The organism is Thermomonas sp., assembly GCF_035369645.1.
Classification (GTDB): Bacteria; Pseudomonadota; Gammaproteobacteria; order Xanthomonadales; family Xanthomonadaceae; genus Thermomonas.
This window is the reverse complement of the sequence record NZ_DAOOUM010000012.1, coordinates 14,122-40,428: the sequence shown is the minus strand read 5'-3', so window position 1 is coordinate 40,428 and position 26,307 is coordinate 14,122. Positions and strand designations below refer to the sequence as shown.

At 60.8% G+C, this 26,307-nt stretch carries 23 protein-coding genes and 1 tRNA gene; 8 read left to right on the top strand and 16 right to left on the bottom strand.

The window, feature by feature from the left end:
* Positions 1 to 6 precede the first annotated feature (6 nt).
* The 4 genes from panC to pcnB form a co-directional block, all read right to left on the bottom strand.
* Positions 7 to 861, bottom strand: a complete 855-nt coding sequence (gene panC / locus PK789_RS03885; RefSeq protein WP_324307155.1) for a pantoate--beta-alanine ligase — start codon at positions 859 to 861, stop codon at positions 7 to 9.
* Positions 858 to 1,673 carry a 3-methyl-2-oxobutanoate hydroxymethyltransferase gene (gene panB, locus PK789_RS03880; protein ID WP_324307153.1) on the bottom strand — a complete coding sequence of 272 codons (816 nt, stop codon included), beginning with the start codon at positions 1,671 to 1,673 and terminating at the stop codon, positions 858 to 860. Before panB ends, panC begins: the two co-directional genes overlap by 4 nt.
* Positions 1,674 to 1,743: 70 nt before the next feature.
* A complete protein-coding gene (folK, locus tag PK789_RS03875; RefSeq protein WP_324307151.1) occupies positions 1,744 to 2,253 on the bottom strand; it encodes a 2-amino-4-hydroxy-6-hydroxymethyldihydropteridine diphosphokinase in 510 nt (169 codons plus the stop codon).
* Positions 2,250 to 3,599, bottom strand: coding sequence for a polynucleotide adenylyltransferase PcnB (pcnB, locus tag PK789_RS03870; protein WP_324307150.1), 1,350 nt, complete (start codon positions 3,597 to 3,599; stop codon positions 2,250 to 2,252). The genes folK and pcnB overlap by 4 nt, the downstream gene beginning before the upstream one ends.
* Positions 3,600 to 3,740: 141 nt before the next feature.
* On the opposite strand from pcnB, the gene PK789_RS03865 reads away from it, so the two are divergent.
* Positions 3,741 to 3,816 (top strand) — tRNA-Glu (locus PK789_RS03865).
* A 48-nt stretch (positions 3,817 to 3,864) separates the two neighbouring features.
* On the opposite strand, the gene PK789_RS03860 is transcribed toward PK789_RS03865, so the two are convergent.
* The 6 genes from PK789_RS03860 to grpE form a co-directional block, all read right to left on the bottom strand.
* Complete coding sequence (locus tag PK789_RS03860) at positions 3,865 to 4,578, bottom strand: 4-hydroxy-tetrahydrodipicolinate reductase (protein ID WP_324307148.1); 714 nt, start codon at positions 4,576 to 4,578, stop codon at positions 3,865 to 3,867.
* Between the two features lie 92 nt (positions 4,579 to 4,670).
* Positions 4,671 to 6,917, bottom strand: a complete 2,247-nt coding sequence (locus tag PK789_RS03855) for a DUF1631 family protein (protein ID WP_324307146.1) — start codon at positions 6,915 to 6,917, stop codon at positions 4,671 to 4,673.
* A 116-nt stretch (positions 6,918 to 7,033) separates the two neighbouring features.
* Positions 7,034 to 8,161, bottom strand: coding sequence for a prephenate dehydrogenase (locus PK789_RS03850; RefSeq protein WP_324307144.1), 1,128 nt, complete (start codon positions 8,159 to 8,161; stop codon positions 7,034 to 7,036).
* A gap of 51 nt (positions 8,162 to 8,212) precedes the next feature.
* Complete coding sequence (gene dnaJ / locus PK789_RS03845) at positions 8,213 to 9,343, bottom strand: molecular chaperone DnaJ (RefSeq protein WP_324307142.1); 1,131 nt, start codon at positions 9,341 to 9,343, stop codon at positions 8,213 to 8,215.
* Positions 9,344 to 9,415: 72 nt separating this feature from the next.
* Positions 9,416 to 11,329 carry a molecular chaperone DnaK gene (dnaK, locus tag PK789_RS03840; protein ID WP_324307140.1) on the bottom strand — a complete coding sequence of 638 codons (1,914 nt, stop codon included), beginning with the start codon at positions 11,327 to 11,329 and terminating at the stop codon, positions 9,416 to 9,418.
* Positions 11,330 to 11,446: 117 nt separating this feature from the next.
* Entirely contained in the window at positions 11,447 to 11,950 is a 504-nt protein-coding gene (gene grpE, locus PK789_RS03835) for a nucleotide exchange factor GrpE (protein WP_324307139.1), read from the bottom strand.
* A 94-nt stretch (positions 11,951 to 12,044) separates the two neighbouring features.
* Here grpE and recN point away from each other — a divergent pair, with 94 nt between their 5' ends.
* From recN to PK789_RS03815, 4 genes are read left to right on the top strand one after another with little or no spacing between them, the layout of a single operon-like run.
* Positions 12,045 to 13,724 carry a DNA repair protein RecN gene (gene recN / locus PK789_RS03830; RefSeq protein WP_324307138.1) on the top strand — a complete coding sequence of 560 codons (1,680 nt, stop codon included), beginning with the start codon at positions 12,045 to 12,047 and terminating at the stop codon, positions 13,722 to 13,724.
* A 38-nt stretch (positions 13,725 to 13,762) separates the two neighbouring features.
* On the top strand, positions 13,763 to 14,773 hold the full coding sequence (locus PK789_RS03825; protein ID WP_324307137.1) for an amidohydrolase family protein: 1,011 nt from the start codon (positions 13,763 to 13,765) through the stop codon (positions 14,771 to 14,773).
* Positions 14,770 to 16,041, top strand: a complete 1,272-nt coding sequence (gene kynU / locus PK789_RS03820; RefSeq protein ID WP_324307136.1) for a kynureninase — start codon at positions 14,770 to 14,772, stop codon at positions 16,039 to 16,041. Before PK789_RS03825 ends, kynU begins: the two co-directional genes overlap by 4 nt.
* The gene (locus tag PK789_RS03815; RefSeq protein WP_324307135.1) at positions 16,034 to 17,389 is read left to right on the top strand and encodes an FAD-dependent oxidoreductase; all 1,356 of its coding nucleotides are present in this window, start codon (positions 16,034 to 16,036) and stop codon (positions 17,387 to 17,389) included. The genes kynU and PK789_RS03815 overlap by 8 nt, the downstream gene beginning before the upstream one ends.
* A gap of 2 nt (positions 17,390 to 17,391) precedes the next feature.
* Here PK789_RS03815 and aroA read toward each other — a convergent pair whose 3' ends face one another.
* The 5 genes from aroA to PK789_RS03790 form a co-directional block, all read right to left on the bottom strand.
* Complete coding sequence (gene aroA / locus PK789_RS03810) at positions 17,392 to 18,693, bottom strand: 3-phosphoshikimate 1-carboxyvinyltransferase (protein ID WP_324307134.1); 1,302 nt, start codon at positions 18,691 to 18,693, stop codon at positions 17,392 to 17,394.
* The gene (hisC, locus tag PK789_RS03805; RefSeq protein ID WP_324307133.1) at positions 18,690 to 19,802 is read right to left on the bottom strand and encodes a histidinol-phosphate transaminase; all 1,113 of its coding nucleotides are present in this window, start codon (positions 19,800 to 19,802) and stop codon (positions 18,690 to 18,692) included. The genes aroA and hisC overlap by 4 nt, the downstream gene beginning before the upstream one ends.
* Positions 19,799 to 20,935, bottom strand: coding sequence for a prephenate dehydratase (gene pheA, locus PK789_RS03800; RefSeq protein ID WP_324307132.1), 1,137 nt, complete (start codon positions 20,933 to 20,935; stop codon positions 19,799 to 19,801). Before pheA ends, hisC begins: the two co-directional genes overlap by 4 nt.
* Positions 20,928 to 22,013, bottom strand: a complete 1,086-nt coding sequence (gene serC / locus PK789_RS03795; RefSeq protein WP_324307131.1) for a 3-phosphoserine/phosphohydroxythreonine transaminase — start codon at positions 22,011 to 22,013, stop codon at positions 20,928 to 20,930. Before serC ends, pheA begins: the two co-directional genes overlap by 8 nt.
* A 116-nt stretch (positions 22,014 to 22,129) precedes the next feature.
* Entirely contained in the window at positions 22,130 to 22,402 is a 273-nt protein-coding gene (locus tag PK789_RS03790; protein WP_324307129.1) for a polyhydroxyalkanoic acid system family protein, read from the bottom strand.
* A gap of 93 nt (positions 22,403 to 22,495) precedes the next feature.
* Between PK789_RS03790 and PK789_RS03785 the strand changes: the two genes are divergently transcribed.
* Positions 22,496 to 23,302, top strand: a complete 807-nt coding sequence (locus PK789_RS03785; RefSeq protein ID WP_324307127.1) for an FHA domain-containing protein — start codon at positions 22,496 to 22,498, stop codon at positions 23,300 to 23,302.
* A gap of 32 nt (positions 23,303 to 23,334) precedes the next feature.
* Here PK789_RS03785 and PK789_RS03780 read toward each other — a convergent pair whose 3' ends face one another.
* Positions 23,335 to 24,063 carry a DUF8198 family protein gene (locus PK789_RS03780; protein WP_324307126.1) on the bottom strand — a complete coding sequence of 243 codons (729 nt, stop codon included), beginning with the start codon at positions 24,061 to 24,063 and terminating at the stop codon, positions 23,335 to 23,337.
* Between the two features lie 88 nt (positions 24,064 to 24,151).
* Here PK789_RS03780 and PK789_RS03775 point away from each other — a divergent pair, with 88 nt between their 5' ends.
* Both PK789_RS03775 and PK789_RS03770 read left to right on the top strand, forming a co-directional pair.
* The gene (locus tag PK789_RS03775; RefSeq protein WP_324307124.1) at positions 24,152 to 25,417 is read left to right on the top strand and encodes a patatin-like phospholipase family protein; all 1,266 of its coding nucleotides are present in this window, start codon (positions 24,152 to 24,154) and stop codon (positions 25,415 to 25,417) included.
* 94 nt (positions 25,418 to 25,511) lie between these two features.
* Entirely contained in the window at positions 25,512 to 26,198 is a 687-nt protein-coding gene (locus PK789_RS03770; protein ID WP_324307123.1) for a phasin family protein, read from the top strand.
* Positions 26,199 to 26,307: the final 109 nt, after the last annotated feature.

Sequence of the window (26,307 nt, the reverse complement as noted above, 5' to 3'; positions counted from 1 at the left end):
CAATATTTATCCGGGCAAATCAAACTCTAAATTGTCGATCAACCGTGTCCGCCCCAAACGGGCCGCGATCAGTGCCACATACGGCCCTTCATGTCCGTCTTGTGGTGCATTGAAGTCGGGGCTGCGCAACACTGCATAGTCCGGCTCAAAGCCAGCGCGACGCAGCATGCCATCGGCCTCCGCTTCCACCTGGGCTCGCGGTACACCCGCCAAGGCGGCATCGCGCATCGCCAACAGGCAGCGATAAATGACCGGCGCAGTCGCGCGATCTTGCTCCGACAAATATTGATTGCGTGAGCTCATCGCCAAACCATCGGCTTCACGTACGATGCTACCGGCGATGATGGCGGTGGGCAGATGCAAATCCACCACCATCTGGCGAATCACGGCCAGTTGCTGAAAATCTTTTTTCCCGAACGCGGCGACATCCGCCTGCACCTGGTTGAACAAGCGTGTGACCACGGTGCACACGCCGTCGAAATGACCCGGTCGGCAAGCACCTTCCAGCACGCTGCTGATGCCGGGCACATGCACATTGGCTGCCAACGGCACGCCAAACGGATACATCGCCTCTACTTCTGGCAGCCACAGCACATCGCAGCCGGCGGCTTGCAGGCCGCTGGTGTCGGCATCGGGCGTGCGTGGATAGCGGGTGAAGTCTTCGCTGGGGCCAAACTGGGTCGGATTGACGAACACGCTGGACACCACTTTGTCGGCGTGTTGGCGGGCTAATTTCACCAAGGAATAATGCCCTGCATGCAGATTACCCATAGTGGGCACAAAGCCCACCGTCTGGCCTTCGCGCCGCCATTGACGAATACGCTCACGCAGTACCGCCAATTGAGTGATGGTTTCAATCATGTGTAGCTATGCTCCGCATCGGGGAAGCGGCCGGCACGCACGGCCTCGACAAATGCGCGCACGGCACCGGCAATCGAGCCGCCTTCGGCCAAGAAATCCTTGACGAATTTGGGCTTGCGGTGCCCAGTATCAATGCCCAGCAAGTCGTGCAACACCAAGACCTGCCCATCACACCCGGCACCGGCACCAATCCCAATAGTGGGAATGGGGCTGGCTTGGGTGATCTGCGCTGCCAATGCTGCCGGCACACCTTCCAACACCAAGAGTGATGCACCGGCGTCCGCCACCGCCAAGGCTTCGGCTTGCAAACGCTCGGCCGCCGATTGCTCGCGCCCCTGCACCTTGAAGCCGCCCATCTTCAGCACCGATTGCGGGGTCAACCCCAAATGCGCGCAGACCGGGATTTCGCGATCCACCAAATAGCGGATCGTGTCCAGCTTGTGGCCCGCACCCTCCAGTTTGACCATGGCTGCGCCCGCTTGAATAAAGCGCACCGCCGCCGCATACGCTTGCGCGGCTGTGCCATCGCTACCAAACGGGAAATCTGCAATTTTCAAAGGCTGCTTGGCCGCACGCGCCACCGCTGCGGTGTGATAAACGATGTCGTCCACCTGCACCGGCAAGGTGGAGTCATGCCCTTGCACCACCATGCCCAGCGAATCACCAATCAAAATCAAATCAACATCGGTTGCCTCCAACACCCGCGCAAAACTGGCGTCGTAGCACGTCAGCATCACCAATTTGCGGCCCGCCGCACGCGCCTGCGCAAGCTGCGGCACGCTCCAAGCTTTCGATTCGGCATGTACGCTCATCGTGATCCCCAATGAAACAAGGCCGCATTATCGCGCAGATTCCACTTGTGCCTGTGCAGGCCGCGCGCTCTCAAGCAAGGCCGATGGCTTCTACCGCGTGTACGTCGATATGCCGCACGGCTTCGCCCACACTGCCATGCCCAGGAAACGGCAACGCTGCGGCAATTTCGGCCAGCGGTACCAAGGCAAACGCGCGCTCGTGCAGATACGGATGCGGCACCCGCAAGCCCGGCGCATTGATCACAGCATCGCCATACAGCAACACATCCAGATCCAATACCCGCGGCCCCCAGCGCATCGCGGCGTGATCATCATCACGTCGGCGGCCGGCGTTACGTTCGATGTCCAATACATGTGCAAGCAAGGCCACCGCGGGCAACTGCGTCTTTACCAGTGCCGCCGCATTGATGAAGTCAGGCTGATCGACACGTCCCCATGCGGGTGTGCGATACAAGCGCGATGCGGCCACCAACTGGGTCTCCGGCAACTGTGCCAGCGCGTGAATGGCATCGGTCACGGCACGCATCGAATCCCCAAGATTGGCGCCCAAGCCAATTGCGGCCAGGGTTGCCGCAGTCATTCGGCGGGGCCCTTGTCGGCAGGACGTCGGCGGCGACGCCGTTTGCGTGGGGCATTTTGTATCTCGTCGCCCTCCTCCGGCTGCGTCTCTTGCGCATTGGCTGCCACCGATTCGGCGGGGTGTAGCTGCGCTTCACGCCAAAACGCCACATCCTCGGCATGGGTATTGGATGCGGCCAAGCGTAATTCCAAAAAATCAAACGCGGCACGAAAACGTGGATGCGCCAATAGCCGAAATACACGTTTGCGCATACGCAACGCAAAACGCGGTTGTAGTAACCAGATCTCTTGCATGGGCTGCGAAAACCGTCGAGGCAACGCAATCCGCGCCACTTGGTGCATGGTGACCCGATCTGCGGCACGCCGCTGTGCCTCGACTGCATGCACACCCTGCGCTTGCAAGAGCGCCAATGCCCGGCAATAGGCCGGCCACAACAACACCGCATACAAAAATGCAGGCGACACCGGTTGCTCGGCCTGTACCCGCGCATCGGTATTACGCAGGCCTTGCATCAACATGCATCGCAATGCACCGGACTTGTTCGACGCCAGTGCCTGCGCGGTTTCCGGCAGCAATACCGGCAGCAAACCGTGCGCTTCCAGTAATTCAAAACTGGCCGCTGCATGACCTGCCAAGAACATCTTTAAGGTTTCTTCGAACAAGCGCGCCGGCGAGGCATCAGCCAATAACGGGGCCAGCCGTGCAATCGGCTCGGCGGTGGCCGGCTCGATCGTGAAGCCTAGTTTGGCCGCCAACCGCGCCGCCCGCAGCATGCGTACCGGGTCTTCGCGGTAGCGTGCTTCCGGGTCACCAATCAGACGCAGTACTCGCGCCTGCACATCTTCGAAACCGCCCACGTAATCGCGCACCGAGAAATCTTCGATCGCGTAATACAGCGCATTGGCGGTGAAATCGCGACGTACTGCATCGTCTTCAATGCTGCCATACACGTTATCGCGCAACAGACGGCCGCCATCGTCGGTTTGACGGTCACCCTCGTCATCGCCACCATTGGCGCGGAAGGTGGCCACTTCAATAATTTCGCGGCCATACACCACATGCGCCAAGCGGAAGCGCCGGCCTATCAGGCGACAATTACGAAACAGGGCTTTGACTTGTTCTGGTGTGGCATCGGTGGCCACGTCGAAGTCTTTGGGCTCACCGCCCACCAGCAAATCGCGTACGGCACCACCGACCAAAAATGCGCCAAAGCCGGCTTCACGCAAGCGATACAGCACGCGCAATGCGCTTTGGCTCATTTGCTTTCGGGAAAGCCCATGCGCATCGCGCGTGATCACGCGCAGTTGAGGGACGACGGTAGCAGGAATAGGTTGAATTTCTGTCATGCGTAGCGGCTAAGCCGCAGCTCAAAGGGAGAAAAGCGCATTGCCAGTGGCTTGCGCAGGCCCTTATACTAACAAGCTCCGCGCAGATGTCTGCTGCGCCGAGCCGGTTGTCCCACCGGCGGCACTCTGCCGAACACAATTGCTCCCTTCGTCTAGAGGCCCAGGACGTGGCCCTCTCAAGGCTAAAACACGGGTTCGAATCCCGTAGGGAGCGCCATACTTCCAGATCCCGCATGCTTCACGGCACGCGGGATTTTGTTGTGCCTCACCCCAACAACTCGCCCACCCGATAGCGCCCTGCGGGTTTTGCATAGACGCGCTGCGCGACGTGCAGCGCACCGTGGGCGAAAATATCGCGGTTGCTGGCGCGATGCACTAACTCGATGCGCTCACCGGCGGCGGTGAACTGCACTAGGTGTTCGCCGATGATGTCACCCGCGCGAATGCTGGCGTAATGCGGTTGTGCGCCGGCTTGGGCAGCAGCGGAGCCCAGCGTCAGTGCCGTGCCCGATGGGGCATCTTGCTTGCGTGTGTGGTGGGATTCGACGATGTCGCAGTCCCATCCTTGCAACAACACGGCGGCGCGTTCGACCAAATCATGCAACACGGCCACGCCGAGGCTGAAGTTGCTGGCCCAAGTCAACGCAATCTGTGTGCTGGCGGCTGCCAACGCAGCTTGCTGCGCGGGCGACAACCCCGTGGTGCCAGACACCAAGGCACGTTTTCGCGCCAGGCAGAGCGCCAAGATGGCATCAAACCCTTCCGGCAGGCTGAAATCGATGGCGACATCGAAATCCGGCACGCTGGCAAGCTCACTGGCCGCAAACTGCGGCACGCCATCGATAACGCACAGAGCAACCCGGCGCGCCACCGTGGCCACCACTACGCATCCACTATCGGGTTGCTTACTCAGCCGCAACAAAGCTTGGCCCATGCGGCCACTACTACCGTGGATCAGAATGCGAACAGGTGTTTTCATTTAGAAAGGCTAGCCGCTGCCTACGTTAACGGCAAGGCCAGGCTAGTCTTTCCAAAAAAAAGCCGGATCATCGGGCTTGCCGGCGTGTTTCATTACGCTTGCGCAGCACCACGCAACCGGCCCGCCACCTGATGCATGGCATCGTCGAATGCGGCATCACCATCACGCAAAGTGACTTTGCCCAATGCTGCCATCACCGCCAATTCGCGCACCGAGGCCACAAGCACCCGAATGCCACGCCGGTTCACCAGCAACAAGCGCGCCGAGATCGGGCTGATCCAAGACACTTTGGCTGGTGCAAATTGTCCATCTGCGCCTTGCAGTTGCAGCCAGTTACCTACTTGCAGTTTGCTGATGCGCTCCAACAGATTGCCATCGCATTCCAGCGTTTCGGTACCACCCACGACTTCCAATTGCGGAGTTGGTGCTGGGGGTGGCTCGGCCAGCACAATAGGCGCCGGGATGCGCTCATCACTGATTTTTGTGGCCTGACCCACCGATAGTCTGGTAATGATGTCGGTCAACGCATCCAGAGCCGCCTGCCCGTCCTCACCCACGCAGCCGGCGCTGGCCAAAATCGCCAATAGCTCGGTGTTGGGTAATGGCAGCAGGTTCCCTTGCATTGCCGCATCAACCGCCAGCAGTAATGTATCCAGCCCTTGCAACGCTTCTTGATAACGTCCGGAGTCACGGCCATCGCGCAGCACGATCTGAGTCAGATGATGTTGTGTATGGGTAGACACAAATTCATCGATTACTGACGGCAGCTCGCGCCCACCACGATGCAACTCAATATCGGCGGCAACTTCACTTCGCGCTTGCTCTAAGCGCTCACGCCCGCGATGCGCCTCCGTGGTGCGCTTTTCGGCCAACTCAAAACGCTTGCGATGCTGCGCCATATACATGCGCAGGTCTTGTTCCAAGGCTTCGAAAATGGCCACATCTTCGTTGAACTCAGACACGAGACGATCAATGGTGTGATCGACGTGATCCAGCAGCTCTTGTTCTTGCGGTGCTTCGCCGCGATTGCCCTCACAGGCCTCCGCCACGGTGTTGAGCAAGCGCCGCGCCGGGTGTTCCTTGTATAAGAACATGCGCCGATCTTTGACCGCCACCTTCACAAACGGCACCAGCATACGGCCAATTTTTTGCCGGATCCGGTTGTCATATTGCGGGCCATCCAACAAGACATCAAACAACAAGGCAACCAGATCGACGGCATCGCCATCCAGCCCATCAAGATTCAAGTTATCGCCTGCAACCCCTAGTTTGCGGGCACTTTGCGCCATCTGCTGACGCAACTGCCCCGCAAACGATTGCGGTTGCCCGCCGCTTTGTGGCTCGCGTGCGGGCAATGGATCGGCATCGCGTTGCATCAACGAGAGGATGGAGAGCAGATCATGCGTGGAGAGTGTTGTCCCCTGACTTGCGGGATCCTGCGGCGGTGCCACGTTGTGGGCACTCCGCCAGCCCTGCAACTGCCCCAGCATGCTGGCAAACAATGCTTGGTCGGCGCTATTGATTTGAACCTGCGCCGTGTCCCAGCCGCCGGTTGCCTGTGCGCGCTGCGGTACTTGATTGTCCTGGCCGTGACCGTGGCCCTGCATGGCGGCCTGCGCGGTAGCATCATCGTGCGCTTCGGGCCGTTTTGCATGGGCTCTTGAATGCGCGTGCTGCGCTTTGCCGGTCGCGCGCAGTTCGGGCAAGACCCCGGCACTAACCATCAACCCATTGCAGCGCTCATAGCATTCGCCCAACACTTCCGCCAGCGCACGTTCGAAGAATTTGAATACGACGATTCGCAGCTCGGCTTCAATTTCCAGTTGATCCATCACTTTACCCAGCGCAGCGGCAAGGTAAGCGGGACTGAGTGGGTTGGCGTTGGGCTCAAGCTGTGCTTGCCCGATAACCACACAAAAGCGCTGCACCGCCAATTCGTACAGCGGCATCACATTGCGCAAAGCCGACATCGCCAGCTGATCAACCGCAAGTTGCTGCTCCAAGTCTTGGTCGGACAGCAGGCTAAGACCGGCATCTGTGCTCGCCTGTTCGTCTTTTGGCAGCTGACGCTGACGCAGCTCGCGGAACCGACCAGCGATGATTTGGCGATAATTCTTGACTAAATCGCTGCGCACCCGGCGCATCTCCCGCAGGGCCGGCATGCCCAAAGCTTCTTCGCCGTTTTGGCTGCGGTCGAACAGGTAGTCGTCCAGCTCGGACAGGCTGGTTTCAAGCGCCGGCGCAACGCTGTCGAGCACGCGCTTTTGCAGGGCGTCAAGCAACGACCCATACGGGTGTTGGAAGTCAGTAGTGGATCCCGCGGGGGAACGGAATGTCATGACAGGAGAACCTGTTTTTCTCAGTGACAACAATAGCCGAATCAGCGATTGACAATATTGATAAGCGTCATGATTCAGCGCATTGCCGGCACCGTTTGCCCCTCGGTAATGACCGTTCAGCCCATCAGCACCCGCCCGACGCCACTTGCATGCAACGCAACCTCTACCGCCACAAGCTGCTCTGGCCGCGTGCCGCGATTAAAACCTAAACGAAAATGCACCTCGCCAGCCGGGGTGCGTGAAGAGTGCAACGACGCAATGCTGACATCATGCCGCTCAAAAATATGAAGTAGCTCACACAAAGACCCTGGGCGATCTTCGGGCAAATGAATGCTCATGCTGTGCGGGTCGTGTAGGTCGGCCAGCAAATAACCCAAACGCTCGAACGTGTTATTACCCGCAGCCAATACCGATTCGCCAAAACCCTCTTGGTTGGCATGTAAAAATTCATCGCGAAACGCAGTGCGCGCCGCATCGCTGCCGTCGCGCACCAAATCTGCGATGCGCTGCATCCGCGTCGCAACCGCTTGCAATACGCCAGGCACATGCGGGTTGCCAAATTGAATATCCTCATAGATGGCGGGGTTGAGCGACAACATGCGGGCGGCGATGGCGACATCCATTTCAAACGATGCCGAACGAAACGGCAGCAAACTGGCAAGGCTGCCCGCCCACATCTCCGGGGCATTCAAGACCCCCGCTTGCGAAAGGTGGCCGGCATGCACCAAGGCTTGCACCAGCGCCATCGCACGGTCGTGTTGTTCGGTGGTGGCGGGTACGCATTCGGCATCCAGCGCGGCCAGCAGGGTATCCAGCCACGGTTTCCAGTGCGTCAGACGGGCCTCACACACCACCATGACCCGGCCCCGCAAGGTCGGCGATTTGGGTGGCGCGGTCATGGGATGCAAGCCCACCACGTCGGCCTTGGAATGCAGCATCGCCGCCACCGGCGCAACTTTGACCGAGGTGATATCCAGCCACAAATTGCCGGCCTCGCGCCCTGCCGACTGCGCGACATAGCGTTCGATCAACGCCGGCGTGTGGCGGATGGGGGCGGAAAACAACAGGACATCCGCGTGTTCGAGCAGGTCTTCTGTGCTGTGCGATGTGGCATCGGTGGGGTCGTGGCCGATGACGGCCAAACCCATCGTGGTTTCAAAAAATGCGCGCAACCAGCGGCCATACGCGCCGGCGCTACCCACGATGCCGATGAGGGGGGATGTCTTCAATGCAACGGGCTCCATCAAGGAGCCCGGAGTTTACGTCTGCCCGTGCATTTGCGGGCCGTTGGTGGCTTACGAAACCATTCGGTCCCAGAAACCTTTGACACCATCCAAGAAGGTGCTGGATTTGGGCGAATGCCGGCGTGCGCCCTCACCACTGAAAGTGGCTTCAAATTGTTCCAGCAAATCGCGCTGCTCGGTGGTCAGGTTGACCGGGGTTTCCACCACCACCTTGCAGTACAAGTCCCCGGGCGCGCGGCTACGCACTGATTTCACGCCACGGTCACGCAGCCGGAACACCTTGCCCGTTTGTGTTTCGACAGGAATCCGTAGCTCCACTTCGCCACCCAAGGTGGGCACACGGACGGTATCGCCCAAGGCTGCTTGCGAAATACGAATGGGTACTTCGCAATGCAGATCATCACCGTCTCGCTGGAAAATGGCGTGCTCGCGCACCCGCACTTCCACATACAAATCCCCGGGAGGCGCGCCGGTTGGGCCGGCTTCGCCCTCACCCGCCAAACGAATGCGGTCGCCATTGTCCACGCCCGCCGGGATTTTCACCGACAGAGTTTTTTCTTCCTCTACGCGACCATTGCCATTGCAGTGCTTGCATGGGTTGGCAATGATTTTGCCAGCACCTTCGCAATGGGGACACGGAGCCTGCATGGTGAACGGGCCGCGCTGCATATGCACCTGGCCACGACCCTTGCAGGTGGTACAGGTGTCCACTTTGCCATCGACCGAACCACTTCCCTTACACGGCTCGCAATGCGCCAAGGTGGGGATGTGGATCTGCTTTTCGACACCGGCAACGGCTTCTTCCAAATCCAGCTCCAGCATGTAGCCGACATCTGCGCCACGCCGCGGCCGCTGCTGGCGACCACCACCAAAAATATTGCCGAAAATGTCGCCAAAAATATCGCCCATGTCGGCACCCCCAAACCCGGGGCCGGCATTGCCGCCACCCATGCCATTTTCAAAAGCGGCATGGCCGTGCTGGTCGTACATCCGGCGCTTGCCGCCGTCACTCAGCACTTCATAGGCTTCTTTGCATTCTTTGAACGCAGCCTCGGCATTTTTGTCGCCCGGATTGCGGTCCGGGTGATGCTTCATCGCGCAGCGACGATAGGCCTTTTTGAGGTCTTCATCGCTGGCATTGCGGGCCACGCCCAGCACGTCGTAGTAGTCGCGTTTGCTCATTGCATCCACCTGTTTCCTTCACGACAACGGGCAGACCAATGGCCTGCCCGCTGTACTCAACATGCCGATCGATCAGGCCTTCTTGTCGTCCTTGACTTCGGTGAACTCGGCGTCCACCACATCATCACCGGCGGGGGCAGCACCGGCATCACCCGCCGGTTGGCCCGCAGCAGCAGCGGCAGCAAACAACGACTGCGCCACGTCTTCCAATGCCTTGGCCTTGGCTTCGATCTGGCCCTTGTCGTCGCCCTTCATCGCGGTTTCCAGCTCAGCAATGGCCGCTTCTGCACGCCCAATTGCATCGCCCGGCAATTTATCGCCGTTGTCCTTGATGGTGCTGCGCGCAGCGTGGATCAGACCATCGGCGTGATTGCGCGCCTGCACCAACTCGTGGAACTTCTTGTCTTCTTCGCGGTTGGCTTCGGCGTCTTGCACCATGCGCTGAATTTCGTCATCGCTCAGACCCGAGCCAGCCTTGATTTCAACCTTTTGTTCCTTGCCGGTTTTCTTGTCCTTGGCGGTGACATGCACGATGCCGTTGGCGTCGATGTCAAAGCTCACTTCCACTTGCGGCATACCGCGCGGTGCCGCGTCGATACCGGACAGGTCAAACTTGGCCAGCGATTTGTTGTAACGGGCTTGCTCACGCTCACCTTGCAACACATGCACGGTCACCGCGCTCTGGTTGTCCTCGGCGGTGCTGAACACCTGCGAGGCCTTGGTCGGGATGGTGGTGTTTTTCTCAATAATTTTGGTGAATACGCCACCCAAGGTTTCAATACCCAGCGACAACGGGGTCACGTCCAGCAGCAGCACGTCTTTCACATCGCCCGCCAACACGCCGCCCTGCACCGCCGCGCCAATGGCCACGGCTTCGTCGGGGTTCACGTCTTTCTTCGGCTCTTTGCCAAAGAACTCGGTCACCGCCTGCTGTACCTTCGGCATACGGGTCTGGCCGCCCACCAAGATCACTTCGCTGATCTCGGAAGCACGCAGGCCAGCATCGTTCAGTGCCACTCGGCAGGGCTCGATGGTCTTCTTCACCAAGTCATCCACCAAGGCTTCTAGCTTGGCGCGGGTTAGCTTGATGTTCAGATGCTTGGGGCCGGTGGCATCGGCAGTCACATACGGCAGGTTGACATCGGTTTGTTGGCTGGACGACAGCTCGATCTTGGCGCGCTCGGCAGCGTCCTTCAGGCGTTGCAAGGCCAGCGGATCTTTGCGCAAATCCACGCCATCGGTCTTCTGGAATTCTTCCACCAAATAGTCAATGACGCGGTTGTCGAAATCTTCGCCGCCCAAGAAGGTGTCGCCGTTGGTGGCGAGTACTTCAAACTGCTTTTCACCGTCGATGTTGGCGATTTCAATGATCGACACGTCAAAGGTGCCGCCGCCCAAGTCATACACCACGACTTTGCGATCCTTGGTGTCGCCCTTGTCCAAACCATAGGCCAAGGCCGCCGCAGTGGGCTCGTTGATGATGCGCTTGACATCCAAACCAGCGATGCGGCCGGCGTCTTTGGTGGCCTGACGCTGGCTATCGTTGAAGTAGGCCGGCACCGTAATCACAGCCTCGGTGACGGTCTCGCCGAGGAAAGCTTCGGCGGTCTTCTTCATTTTCTCTAGCACTTTAGCCGAGACTTCCTGCGGGGCCAGCTTCTTGCCATCGGCCAGTGCCACCCACGCATCGCCATTGTCGTGCTGGGTGATGGCATACGGCACCAAACCTAGATCTTTTTGCACTTCGGCATCGGTGAACTTGCGGCCAATCAGGCGCTTCACCGCGTAGAAGGTATTTTTTGGGTTGGTGACGGTCTGCCGCTTGGCCGATGCGCCCACCAACACTTCGCCGTCTTTGGTCCAAGCGACGATGGACGGGGTGGTGCGATCCCCCTCGCTGTTTTCGATGACCCGGGCTTTGCCGCCTTCCATGATGGAAACGCAGGAGTTGGTGGTGCCCAAGTCGATACCGATGATCTTACCCATGACGATGTCCTCTTGAATCTTGCTATTTGGATGGCGCGTTGCGCCGATGATGGCTATTTGGGGTTCAAACCCTTCCCTTCAAGGGGAGGGAGAGCCACGATCATTGAAAAGAACAGCTCAGTCGTGTTTGGCCACGATGACCAGTGCCGGGCGCAGCAGCCGCCCATTGAGCACATACCCCTTCTGGAACACGGTGATCACATGGCCTGGCGGCACGCCTTCCGACTCGCCCTGGCTGATGGCTTGGTGGTGCTCAGGATTGAATACCTGCCCGGTCGGATCTAGCACTTCCATGCCGTTATCCGCCGCCACTTTCAATAATTGCTTGTAAGTCAACTCCAAGCCATCGCGCAGTGCGCCAGCGTCCGCACCTGCCGCCATCAAGCCGGCATCCAGACTGTCAAACACCGGCAGCAGGTCACCCAGCAGACGCTCATTGGCGAATTTGCGGGCCATCTCGATATCGCGCGCCAACCGCTTACGCTGGTTGTCCAAGTCGGCACGCTCGATCAAGGATTGCGCCTTGAGCTGCTCAATTTCGCCACGCAGGGCTTCCATCTCGTCCAACGGCATCGGGGCGTCGGCCACATCATTCTCTTGCTGGGTCGGGTCGTTGCTCATGTTCACGGTTCAATTCGCGGCCAATCGCCGCACCGTGCAAGGCTATGGGGCCGCTGGCTTCCGGATTCAAGACCGCGCCCACTACAATCGACCCATGCTGACCCGCCTATCGATCCGTGATTTTGCCGTAGTTGCCCATGCCGAACTGACGTTTGCGCAAGGCCTGACCGTCATTTCCGGCGAAACCGGCGCCGGTAAATCCCTGTTGGTGGATGCGCTGGGCTTTTTGTGCGGTGCCCGCGCAGACGCCGGCGCGGTGCGTCACGGGGCCAGCCGTGCCGAGCTAGAAGCCGAGTTCCAGCTTCATGACTGCGCGCCTGCCGCCCACTGGCTGCGCGATGCAGAGTTGGATGACACCGAACCAGGCGGCGACCCTGACCATTGCCGGCTGCGCCGCACCCTGCGCGCCGATGGTGGTTCTAAGGCGTGGATCAATGGCCGCGCCGCCAGCCTGACCCAACTGGCTGAATTGGCCGCCTTGTTGGTTGAAATCCACGGCCAGCACGAACAACAAGCTCTTTTATCGCGCAGCACCCAGACCCAATTGCTGGACGCCTTCGCCAAACACCCGGCATTGCTGACAGCGGTTCGCAGCACGGCGCTGCACTGGCGGCAGCTCCAAGACCTGCGTGATGCCTTGCTGGCGCGTGGCGACGTGGCCGAGCGCCAAACATGGCTGCAACACCAGCTGACAGAATTGCAGGCAGAAGCATTGGAGCCCGAAGCGCTGGCGCAACTGGATGCCAATCACCGTCGACAGGCCCACTCCGCCGCGCTGATTGCCGCCTGTGAGTACGCCTTGCAACGGCTTGCTGGCGATGATGCCATCCCCACCCAACTGCAACACTTGCGCACCCATCTGCATCGCGAAATCAGCCACGAGCCACGCTTGGGCGAAGTCGATGCGCTGCTGGATTCGGCCGCCATCCAACTGGATGAAGCCCTTGCCCTGCTGGAGCGTATCCGCGACGACCTCGACCTGGATCCGGAGGCCTTGCGCGATATCGAACACCGCCTGACCCGCGTGCAAGACCTCGCCCGCAAGCACCGCATCGCGCCCAACCAACTGGCCAGCCACCGCGACGCATTGCGGTTGGAACTGGACACTCTGGCCGATGCCGATACCCGCCTGACACAACTCGATACCGACATCGCCAACGCCTTGCTGCAATGGCAACACGCCGCACAACAGCTGTCTGCATCGCGCCACCAAGCCGGTGCGGCACTGGCCAGCGGTGTGGCCCATTTGATCGACGGCTTGGGCATGGCTGGCGGTCGTTTCGACGTGCAATGGGAGGCCCAACCCGCGCCGCAAACACCCGACCCCAATGGCAATGAACGCGCCGAATTCTTGGTTGCCGCCAACCCCGGGCAACCGCCGCGCCCGCTGCGTAAAGTGGCCTCGGGCGGTGAGTTGTCACGCATTTCGCTGGCCATTGAAGTGACCACCCAAGGGCTGGATGCCGTGCCCACCATGGTGTTTGACGAAGTGGATGCCGGCATTGGCGGGGCCGTGGCCGCTGCCGTGGGTGCCAAATTGCGGGCCTTGGGTAGCGTGCGACAGGTGCTGTGCGTCACCCATCAACCGCAAGTGGCCGCTGCTGGCCACGCCCAATACCAAGTCCGCAAAGCCGCCCAAGACGGCATCACCCAATCTTCGGTCTTGGCGCTGGATGCCGCTGGCCGCATCGATGAAATCGCTCGCATGTTAGGTGGCATCGACGTTAGCGCAGAAGCCCGCGCCGCGGCCAAGCGCTTGCTGGAAAACGGTTGATGACATGTTCCCTTTAAGTTTGAACCGGAATGCATCACATGCTCAAGATCGACACCCACGCCCATTACCTGCCGCGCGACTGGCCGGATATGGCCGCCAAGTACGGCGACAACCGCTTCCCGGTGATCCACCACGGCGACGACGGTCGCCATCGCATCTACAAAGACGGCAAGTTTTTCCGCGAAATTTGGCCCAAGACTTGGGACCCGCAAATTCGTATTGATGACTACGCCGGCTTTGGTGTGCAGGTGCAAGTGCTGTCCACGGTGCCGGTGATGTTCAGCTACTGGGCCAAAGGGCACCACGCGCTGGAGCTGCATCGCGCACTCAATGACCACATGGCGCAGACCTGCCGCACCTTCCCACGCCACTACGCCGGCATCGGCACGGTGCCGCTGCAATCGCCGCAGTTGGCGGTGCGCGAGTTGGAACGCTGCATGGACGAGCTGGGCTTGCAAGGCGTGCAGATTGGCTCGCATGTGAACGACTGGAATTTGGATGCGCCAGAGTTGTTCGAGTTTTTTGAAGCCGCCAGTGAGCTGGGCGCAGCGGTATTGGTGCACCCGTGGGACATGATGGGCACCGATTCGATGCCCAAATATTGGCTGCCGTGGCTGGTGGGGATGCCCGCCGAACAAGCGCGCGCGGCGTGCTGTTTGGTGTTTGGTGGCGTGCTGGAGCGCCTGCCCAAATTGCGCATCGCGCTGGCCCACGGTGGCGGCAGTTTTCCGTATTCGATTGGCCGCATCGAGCACGGTTTCAATATGCGCCCGGACTTGGTGGCCACCGATAATTTCCGCAATCCACGCGAGTATTTGAAGCGCCTGTATTTTGATTCGTGGGTGGCCGACGATGCCGCCTTGCGCTATCTGCTGGACGCCTGCGGCAGCGACCGCATCATGCTGGGCACCGACTACCCGTTTCCCTTGGGCGAACAAGTCCCCGGCGAAGGCATCGAACGTCTCCAACTGCCCGACCCCGACCGCAACCGCCTGTATCACGGCACCGCGCTGGAATGGCTGGGGCTCTCCGCATCGAGGTTTGCATGACCGATTTGTACACCGACGCCTACGCCGCCGCCCGCGACGCTGCCGACCCGCTGCGCGAATATCGCGACGCCTTTCACATCCCTCTGCACAACGGTGCGCCGCAAGCGTATTTCGTGGGCAACTCGCTGGGCCTGCAACCCAAAGCCGCCCGCGCCCATATCGAACAAGTGCTGGACAAATGGGCGCACGCTGCGGTGGAGGGCCATTTCACCGGCGATGCGCAGTGGATGACCTACCACGCGCTGGTGCGCGATGGCTTGGCGCGGCTGGTGGGCGCGCAGCCGTCGGAAGTGGTGGCGATGAATTCGCTGTCCGCCAATCTGCATTTGATGATGGTCAGCTTTTATCGGCCCGAAGGCGCGCGCAATGCGATCTTGATCGAAGCCGGCAGTTTTCCATCGGACCGCTACGCGGTGGAATCGCAATTGCGGTTTCACGGCATCGACCCGGCCACGGCGCTGATCGAAGTCGAACCCGACCAAGCCGATGGCACGTTCTCGATGCAGGCCATCGAACACGCCATCGCGCAGCACGCATCACGGCTGGCACTGGTGCTATGGCCGGGCGTGCAATACCGCAGCGGGCAGGCATTTGACTTGGCCAAAATCACACAATGGGCGCACGCCGCCGGCGCGATTGCAGGCTTCGATTTGGCGCACGCCGTAGGCAATCTGGCGCTGCAATTGCACGATGCCAACGCCGATTTTGCGGTGTGGTGCCACTACAAATATTTGAACTCCGGGCCCGGCGCGGTGGCCGGCTGCTTTGTGCACGCGCGCCACGCCCACAGCGATCGCCCGCGCTTTGCCGGCTGGTGGGGCAATGACGAGGCCGTGCGCTTCAAAATGGGCACCGACTTTTGCCCCACCCCCGGTGCCGATGGCTGGCAGTTATCCAACCCCCCGATTTTGGGGCTGGCCCCGCTGCGCGCCGCGCTGGATCTATTCGACCGCGCCACTCTGCCCGCACTGCGCAGCAAATCCGCAGCGCTCACCGGCTATCTGGAACAACTGATCGATGCCGACCTGCGCGATGTGCTGCAAGTGCTCACCCCACGCGACCCCGCCCAACGCGGCTGCCAGCTCTCGATCCGCGTGATCGGCGGCCGCGCGCGTGGCCGCGATTTGTTCGACCATCTCGCCGCAAACGGCGTGCTGGGCGACTGGCGCGAACCCGACGTGATCCGCATCTCACCTGTCCCGCTCTACAACACCTTCGCCGACGTACTGCGCTTTGCCCGCAGCGTACAGGAGTGGCGTCATGGGTAATGAAACCAAACAACTTTCCATCATCGGCGGCGGTCTGGCGGGTGCGCTGCTGGCGATTTTATTGACGCAGCGCGGCTGGTCGGTGGATGTGTTTGAACGTCGCGGCGACCCGCGTATTGGCGGCTATGCCGGTGGCCGTTCGATCAATCTGGCATTGGCCGAACGTGGCCTGCACGCATTACGCCAAGCCGGCGCCGATGTCGATGTATTGAAACAAGCCGTGATGATGCGCGGGCGGTTTGTGCATCCGCTGCATGGCACGCCCAGCCTGCAACGCTACGGGCGCGATGACTCCGAAGTGATCTACTCGATCAGCCGTGGCGAGCTCAATATCGTGCTGCTGGATATCGCCGAATCGCACGGCGCGCGCCTGCATTTTGACCACGCATTGGAGCGCGCCGATTTTGCCGATCACACCGCCTATTTCCGCCATCATGATGCCGAAATTACACACGCCTTTCGTGCGTTGATCGGTGCCGATGGTGCAGGCTCTACCTTGCGTGCACAAATCGCCAAGGTGCAGCCGCTGGGGGAGCGCAGCGAAGGGCTGGGGCATGGCTACAAAGAACTGGAAATCCCGCCCAGTCTGGCGGGTGACTTCCGGATCGAGCCCAATGCCTTGCACATCTGGCCGCGCGGCCATTACATGTGCATTGCGTTACCCAATGACGAGCGCACCTTCACGGTGACTTTGTTCATGCCGCGCGAAGGCAGTTATCCCAGTTTTGCGCAGGTGCAAACGGGCGCAGACGCGCAGGCCTTGTTTGCGCGCGACTTCCCCGACGCTTTGGTGTTGATCCCGCAACTGCAGCATGACTATGACGCCAACCCGGTAGGCACATTGGCCACGCTGTATTTGGATCGTTGGCATTTGGGTGGGCAAGCCGTGTTGCTGGGCGATGCCGCGCACGCGATGGTGCCCTTCCACGGCCAAGGCATGAATTGCGCATTCGAAGATTGTGTCGCGCTGGCCGAGCAACTGGCCTCCACACCGGAACTGGCACAGGCCTTTGCCGCGTTTGAAGAGCAACGCAAACCCAATGCCGAAGCCATCCAGCAAATGGCCTTAGAAAATTACATCGAGATGCGCGACAAAGTGGACGATGCCGCCTTCTTGCTGCAACGCCAATTAGAACTTGCCCTGCAAGAACGCCACCCCGGCCGCTTCGTACCGCACTACAGCATGGTCACCTTCATGCGCATTCCTTACGCTGTCGCCTTGCAACGCAGCGACCTGCAACGCGAACTTTTGGTCGAAGCCACGCATGGGCTGACCACCCTGGATGGCGTGGATTGGCCAGCGCTGGATGCTGCGGTGCTGGCAAAACTTTCGCCGTTGCTGCCCTAGCCTCACCCCAAACCAAACCCCGTCCCGCGCGCCAGTTCGGCAAAACCGGGGAAGGATGTGGCGACGGTGTCCACATCGCGAATACGTACTTCACCAGTGACACGCTGCGCGGCGACTGCAAATGCCATCGCAATGCGGTGGTCGTGTTGGCTGGCGATGTCGCCGCCGCCCAGTGCGCCGGGGAAAATCGTGGCACCATCGGCGGTTTCATCCACGCGCAGGCCAAGCGTGCGCAGGCCGGCGGCCATCACGCCCAAACGGTCGGACTCTTTCACCCGCAACTCGGCCGCGCCGCGCACCACGGTGGGGCCCTCGGCACAGGCGGCGGCGATGAACAGCGCCGGGAACTCGTCGATCATGTCCGGCACCAAGGCTTCGGGCACCTCGATTCCGCGCAGCGGCGCATAGCGCACCAATAAATCGGCCACCGGCTCGCCGCCGTGGGTGCCGGCATGTTCTTCGCGGATATCCGCACCCATCATGCGCAAAGCTTGCAGCAGGCCGGTGCGGCGCGGGTTCAGGCCGACTTGGCGCAGGCGCACATCGGAGCCGGGCACAATGCTGGCTGCAACCAAAAAAAATGCCGCCGATGAAAAATCCGCCGGCACTGCCACGTCGGTGGCGCGCAAGCGTTGGCCACCGCGCAGGCGCGCGTAGCCAGGAGAAAATTCGATATCCACACCGAAGGCGTGCAACATGCGTTCGGTGTAGTCGCGGGTGGGGTGCGGCTCGCGCACGATGGTGTCGCCCTGAGCGTATAAGCCCGCCAACAAGAGCGCCGACTTCACCTGCGCGCTGGCCACGTCCAAGGTATGGTCGATGCCCTGCAAGGCTTGCCCACCGTGGATATGCAGCGGCGGCAGGCCGCCCTCTTGGGTGTCGATGCGCGCGCCCATTTTTGCCAGCGGCACGGTGACGCGGCGCATTGGCCGCTTGCTCAGCGAAGCGTCGCCCACCAAGACGCTGTCAAACCGCTGCGCCGCCAACAGCCCCGCCAGCAGGCGCATGCCGGTGCCGGCATTGCCGCAGTCCAGCGGCCCCTCGGCAGCACGCAAGCCGTCCACGCCCACGCCATGCACGATGCGCTGCGAGGCCGACGGGGTCTCAATGCGTACGCCCAGTTGCGCAAAAATTGCGGCGGTGGCGCGGGTGTCGTCGCCTTCTAAAAACCCATCAATCGTCGAGGTGCCATCGGCCAATGCGGCAAACATCACCGAACGATGCGAGACCGATTTATCGCCCGGAATGGCCAGGGTTCCGCGCAGCGAGGTTCCCGCACTTGCGCGCCAATTGCTTCCACTCACGCCATCACCTCATCCAGCGCTACCAGCAGGCGCGCGTTTTCGTGTTCGGTGCCGACGGTGATGCGCAGACAATCGCCCAAACCATAGCCCCCCATCGGCCGCAAGATCACTCCGCGTGCGACCAATGCCGCTTCGATACTGGCCGTGGCCGCGCCAAATTCGGCCAGCAAAAAATTGGTTTGCGAAGGCGACACCATCAGCCCGCGTTGCCGTAACGCGGCGGCCAAGGCTTCACGCTGGTGGCGATTGCCGGCCACCGCTGCCACCAAATGCGCAGCGTCACGGAGTGCGGCATCTGCTGCCGCCAAGCCCAACGCATTGACGTTGAAACTCTCGCGCACGCGCTCCATCACTGCGATGCAATCGGGATGCACCACCGCAAAACCCACCCGCAAACCCGCCAAGGCATAGGCTTTGCTGAAGGTGCGGGTGACGATCACATTAGGGTGCTGATCGCGTAATGCCAACGCGCTGGCATAGTCGGGTGCATCCACAAATTCGGCATAGGCCTCATCCACCACCAACAACACCTGCACCGGCAACTGTGCAAGAAAGTTTGCGAACGCTTGCTGGCTGTACCACGTGCCGGTGGGGTTATTGGGGTTGGCCAAATAGACCAACTTGGTGCGCGGGGTGACGGCGGCCAACAGCGCATCCAGATCATGTCCGCGCGGCATTGCGTGGTCGTGAGGATTGGCCTTGGCCAACACCAAGCGGGCACCGGCCGCCTGCGCGGCCAGCGCATACACCGCAAACCCGTATTGCGAAGCCACGACCTCATCGCCCGGCCCGGCAAACACCTGCGCAAACTGCATCAGCAATTCGTGCGAACCATTGCCCAGCAGGATATTGGCGGCATCCACGGCATGCCGCTGCGCCAGCGCGCGCTTCAAATCACCGCCCAGTGGATCGGGATAAATATGCGCGGTATCGAGTGCCGCAATGACCGCCTGCTTGGCCTGCGGGCTGGCACCATACGGGTTTTCGTTGGAACCCAATTCCAACAAAGATTGCGTTGCCTGTTTGCGCAACGCCACCAAGTCGTGCCCCGGATCATACGCACGCAAACTGCGAATGCCGGCTTGCGCCAGCGTGTTGAAATCGATCATGCGATCGCCACCGGGTACGAGCCCAACACCCGCACTTCATCCCCCTGTGCGCCAATTTCATCCAGCGCGTCTTTCAGCGGCGACTCCTCGCAGTGGCCGGTGACGTCGATGAAGAAGGCGTATTGCCATTTGTGCCCGTGCTCGGGCCGCGATTCGATCCGGTTCATGCTGATGCCGCGCCGTGCCAGCGGCTCCAGGACGCCATACAACGCGCCGGGGCGGTCGCGGATGAACACCAACAGCGAGGTGCGGTCATTGCCCGACGGCGGAAACGCCTGCCGGCCGATGACCAAAAAGCGCGTGGTGTTGTCGCTGCGGTCTTCAATCGGGCCGGCGATTTTTTTCAGGCCATACACCAAGGCGGCGGTTTCGCCGGCAATCGCGGCGGCATCGTCGGCACTGCGTGCACGGCGGGCACCTTCGGCATTGCTGGAAACCGGAATTTTTTCGATCCCCGGCAAATTTTTGCGCAGCCAACCACTGCACTGTGCCAGCGCTTGCGGGTGGCCAAACACGCGCTCCACATCGTCGATGCGGCCACTGCGTGACAGCAGATGCTGGTGCACGCGCAACTCCACTTCACCGCAAATGCGCAGCGGCGAGGTCAAGAACAAATCCAAGGTGACTTGAATGGTGCCCTGCCCCGAGTTTTCTACCGGCACCACGCCAAAATCGGCATCGCCAGCGGCCACGTCTTCGAACACTTCTTCGATGCTGGCCAGCGGCAGACCCAGCGCAGAATGGCCAAAATGCTTGTTCACCGCCTGCTGGCTGAAAGTGCCCTCGGGGCCGAGGTAGCCAATTTTCAATGGTTCTTGTTGGGCCAAACATGCCGACATGATTTCGCGGAACAAGCGCACCAATTGGGCATCGGGCAGTGGACCATCGTTGCGGTCCACCACCCGCCGCAGCACTTGTGCTTCGCGCTCGGGGCGGTAGTAATCCACCGCTGCGGCCAATTTTCCCTTGGCTTTGCCCACTTGGTGCGCCCAGTTGGCGCGCTCGGCAATCAGGGCTTGAATTTGTTGGTCGATCCCGTCGATCTGCGCACGGACCTGGGCCAGGTCGGGCTTGGCCTCGGCGATAGGCGCGGCCGTGTTTGTTGGCACTTTGCTTGAAATTTTCTTAGCCATGACGCTGTTTGAACTCCTGCATGAAAGTAACCAGCGCCTGCACACCTGCTTCGGGCATGGCGTTGTACAACGAGGCGCGCATCCCGCCCAAGACGCGATGGCCCTTCAGTGCCAGCAACCCGGCTTGCTTGGCCTCGTCCAAAAACACCTTGTCCAGCGCCGCATCGTGCAAAAAGAACGGCACGTTCATGCGCGAACGCGCAGCGGCGGCCACGTCATTGCGATAAAAGCCGCCTGAGTCATCAATCGCGGCATACAACAGCGCCGCTTTGCCTGCATTGCGGCGGGCGAATTCGGCCACGCCGCCTTGCTCCAACATCCATTGCACGGTCAGACCCAGCACATACCAATTCCAACTGGGCGGCGTGTTGAGCATCGACTCGGCCTGGGCTTGCGCGCGATAGTCAAATATCGGCGCACGCGGCTGGCCGGCACGCTCCAGCAGGTCACGGCGCACGATCACCACCGTGATGCCCACCGGCCCCAGATTTTTTTGCGCGCCGGCGTAGACGATGCCGAACTTCGAAATATCCAGCGGCTCTGACGCAATTGAGGAACTGAAATCGGCAATCAACGGCGCATTGCCAGCCTCGGGGATGTTCTGCCATTCCACACCGTGGATGGTTTCATTGGCAGTCACATGCACATACGCCGCATCGGGCGACAGCCGCCATTGCGCACGCCCCGGCACATCACGAAAGCCACCGGCCTCACTGCTGGCCGCGATACGCGCATCCACGCAAGGCGCGGCTTGTTTGAGCGCGGTCTTGCCCCAGTGGCCGCTGACCACGTAATCGGCGGCTTGCCCGGGTGCGGCAAAATTGAGTGGCAGCAGCGCTTGCACGGTGGTGGCACCACCAGCGGTAAAAATCACCGCATAGTCGTCGGGAATGGCAAGCAGGGTGCGCAAGTCGGCCTCGGCCTTCTGTGCAACGGCAATAAAATCCGCGCCACGATGGCTGATTTCCAGAATCGACGCGCCGGTACTCCCAAACTCCAGCATCGTGGCCTGCGCTTGGCGCAACACGGATTCGGGCAGCATCGCCGGGCCCGGGCTGAAGTTGAACGCGCGCGTCATGGCTGTCTCTCAAAACGGAAAGTCCCAAGTATGCCGCAGCGCAGCACGCTTGCGCGCGCGGTTTCCGGCGAAACCGTCCATGACCGATTGGCATCACGCCAGAACCCGCTCGTTGGTTAGAACTTTTCTTTCAATACCCGCTGAATTTCCGCCTCGATGGGGTCTTTGAACATCGCCGCCAGAAAGCCCAGCTTGGCGTGGACGTGCAAGGTGTTTTCCAATACCTCGATATGCCCATCGATACCCGAGCGCTTGAAATTCAAGATATCCCCGTCCCAGTCATAGTCAATCTGGAAGCGGTCTTCCAATTTCTTGGCGACGTCTTCGATTGCCTTGCGTGCTTGCGGCATTGGCAGGGAGTGAGCATGACGAATATCAATTTTGGACATGGCGGTGATTGGCTGATGGTGTGGCCCCCATTTTGCCGTTTCCACCCGCGCACGAACAGCACGTGACGATGGCTGCCGTAACCACATGCTCACATGCTAGATTGCACGGCGATGAATGACCTGTGCCTGCATTTTTGCGACAACACCCGTGCTGACCTGCCGCTAGACACCGGCGTGCTTGCGCTGGGCCACAGCCAAGCAGGGCTAAGCCCGATGGCCGCCGATGGCCCTTGGCTGCTGCAACTATGCAATGACCGCCGCGGCCTTTGGCTGCACGTTGCCGAAGGCCTGCGCGGGGTGCATGTGAACGGCCGGCCGGTGCTGCAACTGGCACTGCTGCGCGCCGGCGACAGTATTCATGTGGAAGGTCAAGAATTGCTGCTGCGTGCAAGCAATGACGCTGCACAACCCGCCAATGACGCATCCCGCGATGCGGCCGGTAACTTGCGCTTGGTGCTGCGCGGTGTTGGTGGCCCACATCATGGCCGCAGCCTGAGCTTGGAACGTCCACGCCGGATTGGCAGCGCCGCCAATGCCGATTTGCGCATTGAAGGCCACGGCATCAGTGCTGAACATGCCTTGGTTGAAATGGCTGGCAGCACGCCAGTGCTGCGCAATGCGGCGGCCAGTGTGCGCTTGAATGGTCGCCCGGTGCAGCAGGCACAACTCCAACCGGGTGATCAACTGTTCTTTGGCGTGCAGCATCGGTTTGTGGTGGAAGGCTCCAACGTGCTTGCCGCCGATGCTGCGTGCCCGCAGCAATCCGCAGACCTGCATGCCGATGCCCCCCCCACACCGCCAGCCAGTCGCCGCTGGAGCGCGCGGGTTCCGTGGTTATTGGTAGCCGCTGTGTTGCTGGCCGCCGCGCTTTCCGGACTGTTGGTATTTGGCGCACGCTGATCCGCGCCCCTGCGGTACATGCTGGTACGCGCTTATGGGTCGTTCGTGAAAGGTGCCGCCACCCCAGCAAACAACCGCTGCATCACTCGGGTTTCACTCTGCTGAATATCAGCCAAAAACGCAGCCGCGTCGCCCAGTTGGGTAAAGGCTGCAAACCCACGCTCAAGGAAGGACTGCAACTCGCCCAGTCCCGCCGAACGCGCCGGCAAGCGTGATACGCGCAACAGCGTACTCACCCCTGGCACCCGCAACGCTGCCGCCAATCCGTGGCCCACCTCACCAATCAAGCGGATTTGATGCGTACGCAGACGCCGATGCCCCACCCTGCGATACGCCTGTGCATACATCTGCACATCCAATATGCGTCCTGCATCCGGCATGGCGATGTCTTGCAATGCGCCCGCCATGTGCAGGTCGAAGGCATGACTCAAGGCCGCCAATTCGATCCCGTCGGCCATTGTCGCCAACAAACTGGCCGGCAACAGCCGCTGCATTTTGGGAAGCACGTTGGCGATGTCGGCATCGCGCTGACTAAAATCGCGATCGCCGTACACATCGGTCAAAAAAAACTTGGCCGCAGCCCGCCGCCTAGGGTCTTGCAAGAATCCCGCAAAACTGTGCTCCAAGCGTTGCGCCTGCCAGCGTTGCAACGGCTGCAACCATCGCAGCTGATTGCGTGGCTCGCGGTGCGGGTCAAACAAACGTTGATGATTGAATAATTGGCGTGCAAGCCGCGCTTGCAGATCTGGGCGCGTGGACATGCGTGCAGTGTCGGGGCAACAGGTGCATGGACGCAATACTCCAATTCACTCCGCTACACTCGGGCCAACCCTGCCACAGAGCTTTCCCATGCTGTCACTGCACGCCGCTCACAGCCCAAACTCGCGTTCGCGCCAGCCGCGTATCGGCTTGGCCATTGCCGGCGGCGGCCCCGTCGGCGCGATGTATGAATTGGGCGCATTGCGCGCACTGGACGAAGCCTGCGATGGTCTAGATCTCACCCGTTTGGATTGCTATGTCGGGGTCAGTTCCGGCGCATTTTTTGCCGCCGGCCTAGCCAACCGCATGGACACCGCCGAGCTATGCCGCATCTTCATCACCGGCGACAGTCAGGACGTGCAGTTCAACCCCGAAACCTTCCTGCGCCCAGCACTTGGCGAATACCTGCGCCGTGCCACTGCCATCCCCACGCTTTCCGCGCGTTTGCTACGCGACCTATGGCATGGCCGCAGTGATTCGCGCTGGTCGGATTTGCTCAATCGCGTCGGAAGTTTGGTGCCCACCGGTTTGTTTGATAACCGCGAAGTCGAGCGTTTTCTGCACGACGTATTTACCCGCCAAGGCCGCAGCAACGATTTTCGTAAGCTAGATCGACCGCTCTATGTCATTGGCGTGGATCTCGACAGTGGCGAAGCGGTGCGGTTTGGTGATGCTGGTTGGGATGACATCCCCATTTCCCAAGCAGTGCAAGCCAGCGCGGCGCTGCCCGGCCTATATCCGCCGGTGGAATTGCATGACAAAAACGGACGCACACGGCATATCGTGGATGGGGCGCTACGCCGCACCATGCATGCCTCGGTCGTGTTGGAGCGTGATGTTGATTTGCTGCTGGGCATCAACCCGTTGGTGCCGTTCAACCCCGGCGATGACAGCAGTGAGGACGCACAACAGCATCGCGACAGTGACCGCCGGATTGCCGAAGGCGGCCTGCCCGGCGTGCTCTCGCAAACGTTACGCACCATGCTGCAATCACGCATGCAGGTGGGGCTGGCGCGCTACCCGCAGCAGTATCCACACATCGACCAAGCGGTATTCGAGCCCAACGCCGCCGACCGCGAATTGTTCTACACCAATGTGTTTAGCTTCTCCGCACGCCGCCGCATCTCGCAATTGGCGTATCGCAATACATTGACCGACCTGCGCCTGCGTCGCGCCGAGCTGGCACCGGTGCTGGCCAGGCATGGCATCCATCTGCGCGAGGATGTCATTGCCGATCGCCCGCGTTCGATCGTTGCGCACCTTCCATCTGCCCCCCGCATGACCGAAACCACCGCGCGCCTCAATCGCGCATTGGATGAGATTGAACATCGCCTGCAACGTCAGCGCATGGTGTGAATGCTCTAGACAAGCCCGCGATTCTGCATCGCACTGCTGCATTGTTGTCCCCTGCATTTTTCCCAATGCGTCATCCAGACGCGGAGCTATCCACATGGCCAAGCTGAAAAAAACCGTGCGTCCTTCCACCGCCAAACCGGCCAGCAAGCCGGCCGGCAAAACGTCCCCCCGCAAGGCCGCTGCTGGCAAGCCGCACGCCGCACTCAGCCCGAAGTCGATCACCGAATCGGCGCAGCACATCTGGCTGGCCGGTATGGGTGCATTCAATCGCGCACAGTCTGAAGGCAGCAAATTGTTCGAAACTCTGGTGCGTGATGGACTGTCGCTGGAGCAAACCGCACGCAAGTTTGCCGGCAGCCGCGCCGGGGTGGTGCGTGATGCTGTGGAAGGTCGCGTTGATCAGGCCCGTGAACGCGCCGCCGATACCTGGGACAAGCTGGAAAAGGTATTCGAAGAACGCGTCCAGCGTGCGCTGGTCAAATTGGGCGTGCCGGGGCGCGAAGACCTCAATGCCCTGACCCAGCGTGTAGAACGCCTAACCGCTGAGTTGCGCAAGAGCCCCGGCAAACCGGCAAGCAGCAAGACCCCTGCCAAAGCCGTCAAGCCGGTTAAATCCAGCAAACCGGCCAAGCCCGCAAAAACCGCCAAAGCCGCGCCAGTCGCCAAGGCCAAGGCGCCCAAAGCCAGCAAGCCGGCCAGCAAGCCTGCCAAGCTGAGCCGCAAGTCCGTGGTCAAGCCGGCAGTCGCGGTTGAAACCGCACCCATCACTGACGCCGTCTGAGTCTGCACACATGCGGGTGTGCACCGTTTGCTAACCCAAACCCACACCCGCCTGTCCGGGGATTACACGCTTCCTGCGTTGCAGTCGGTATAGTTGCCACCTTCGTTTT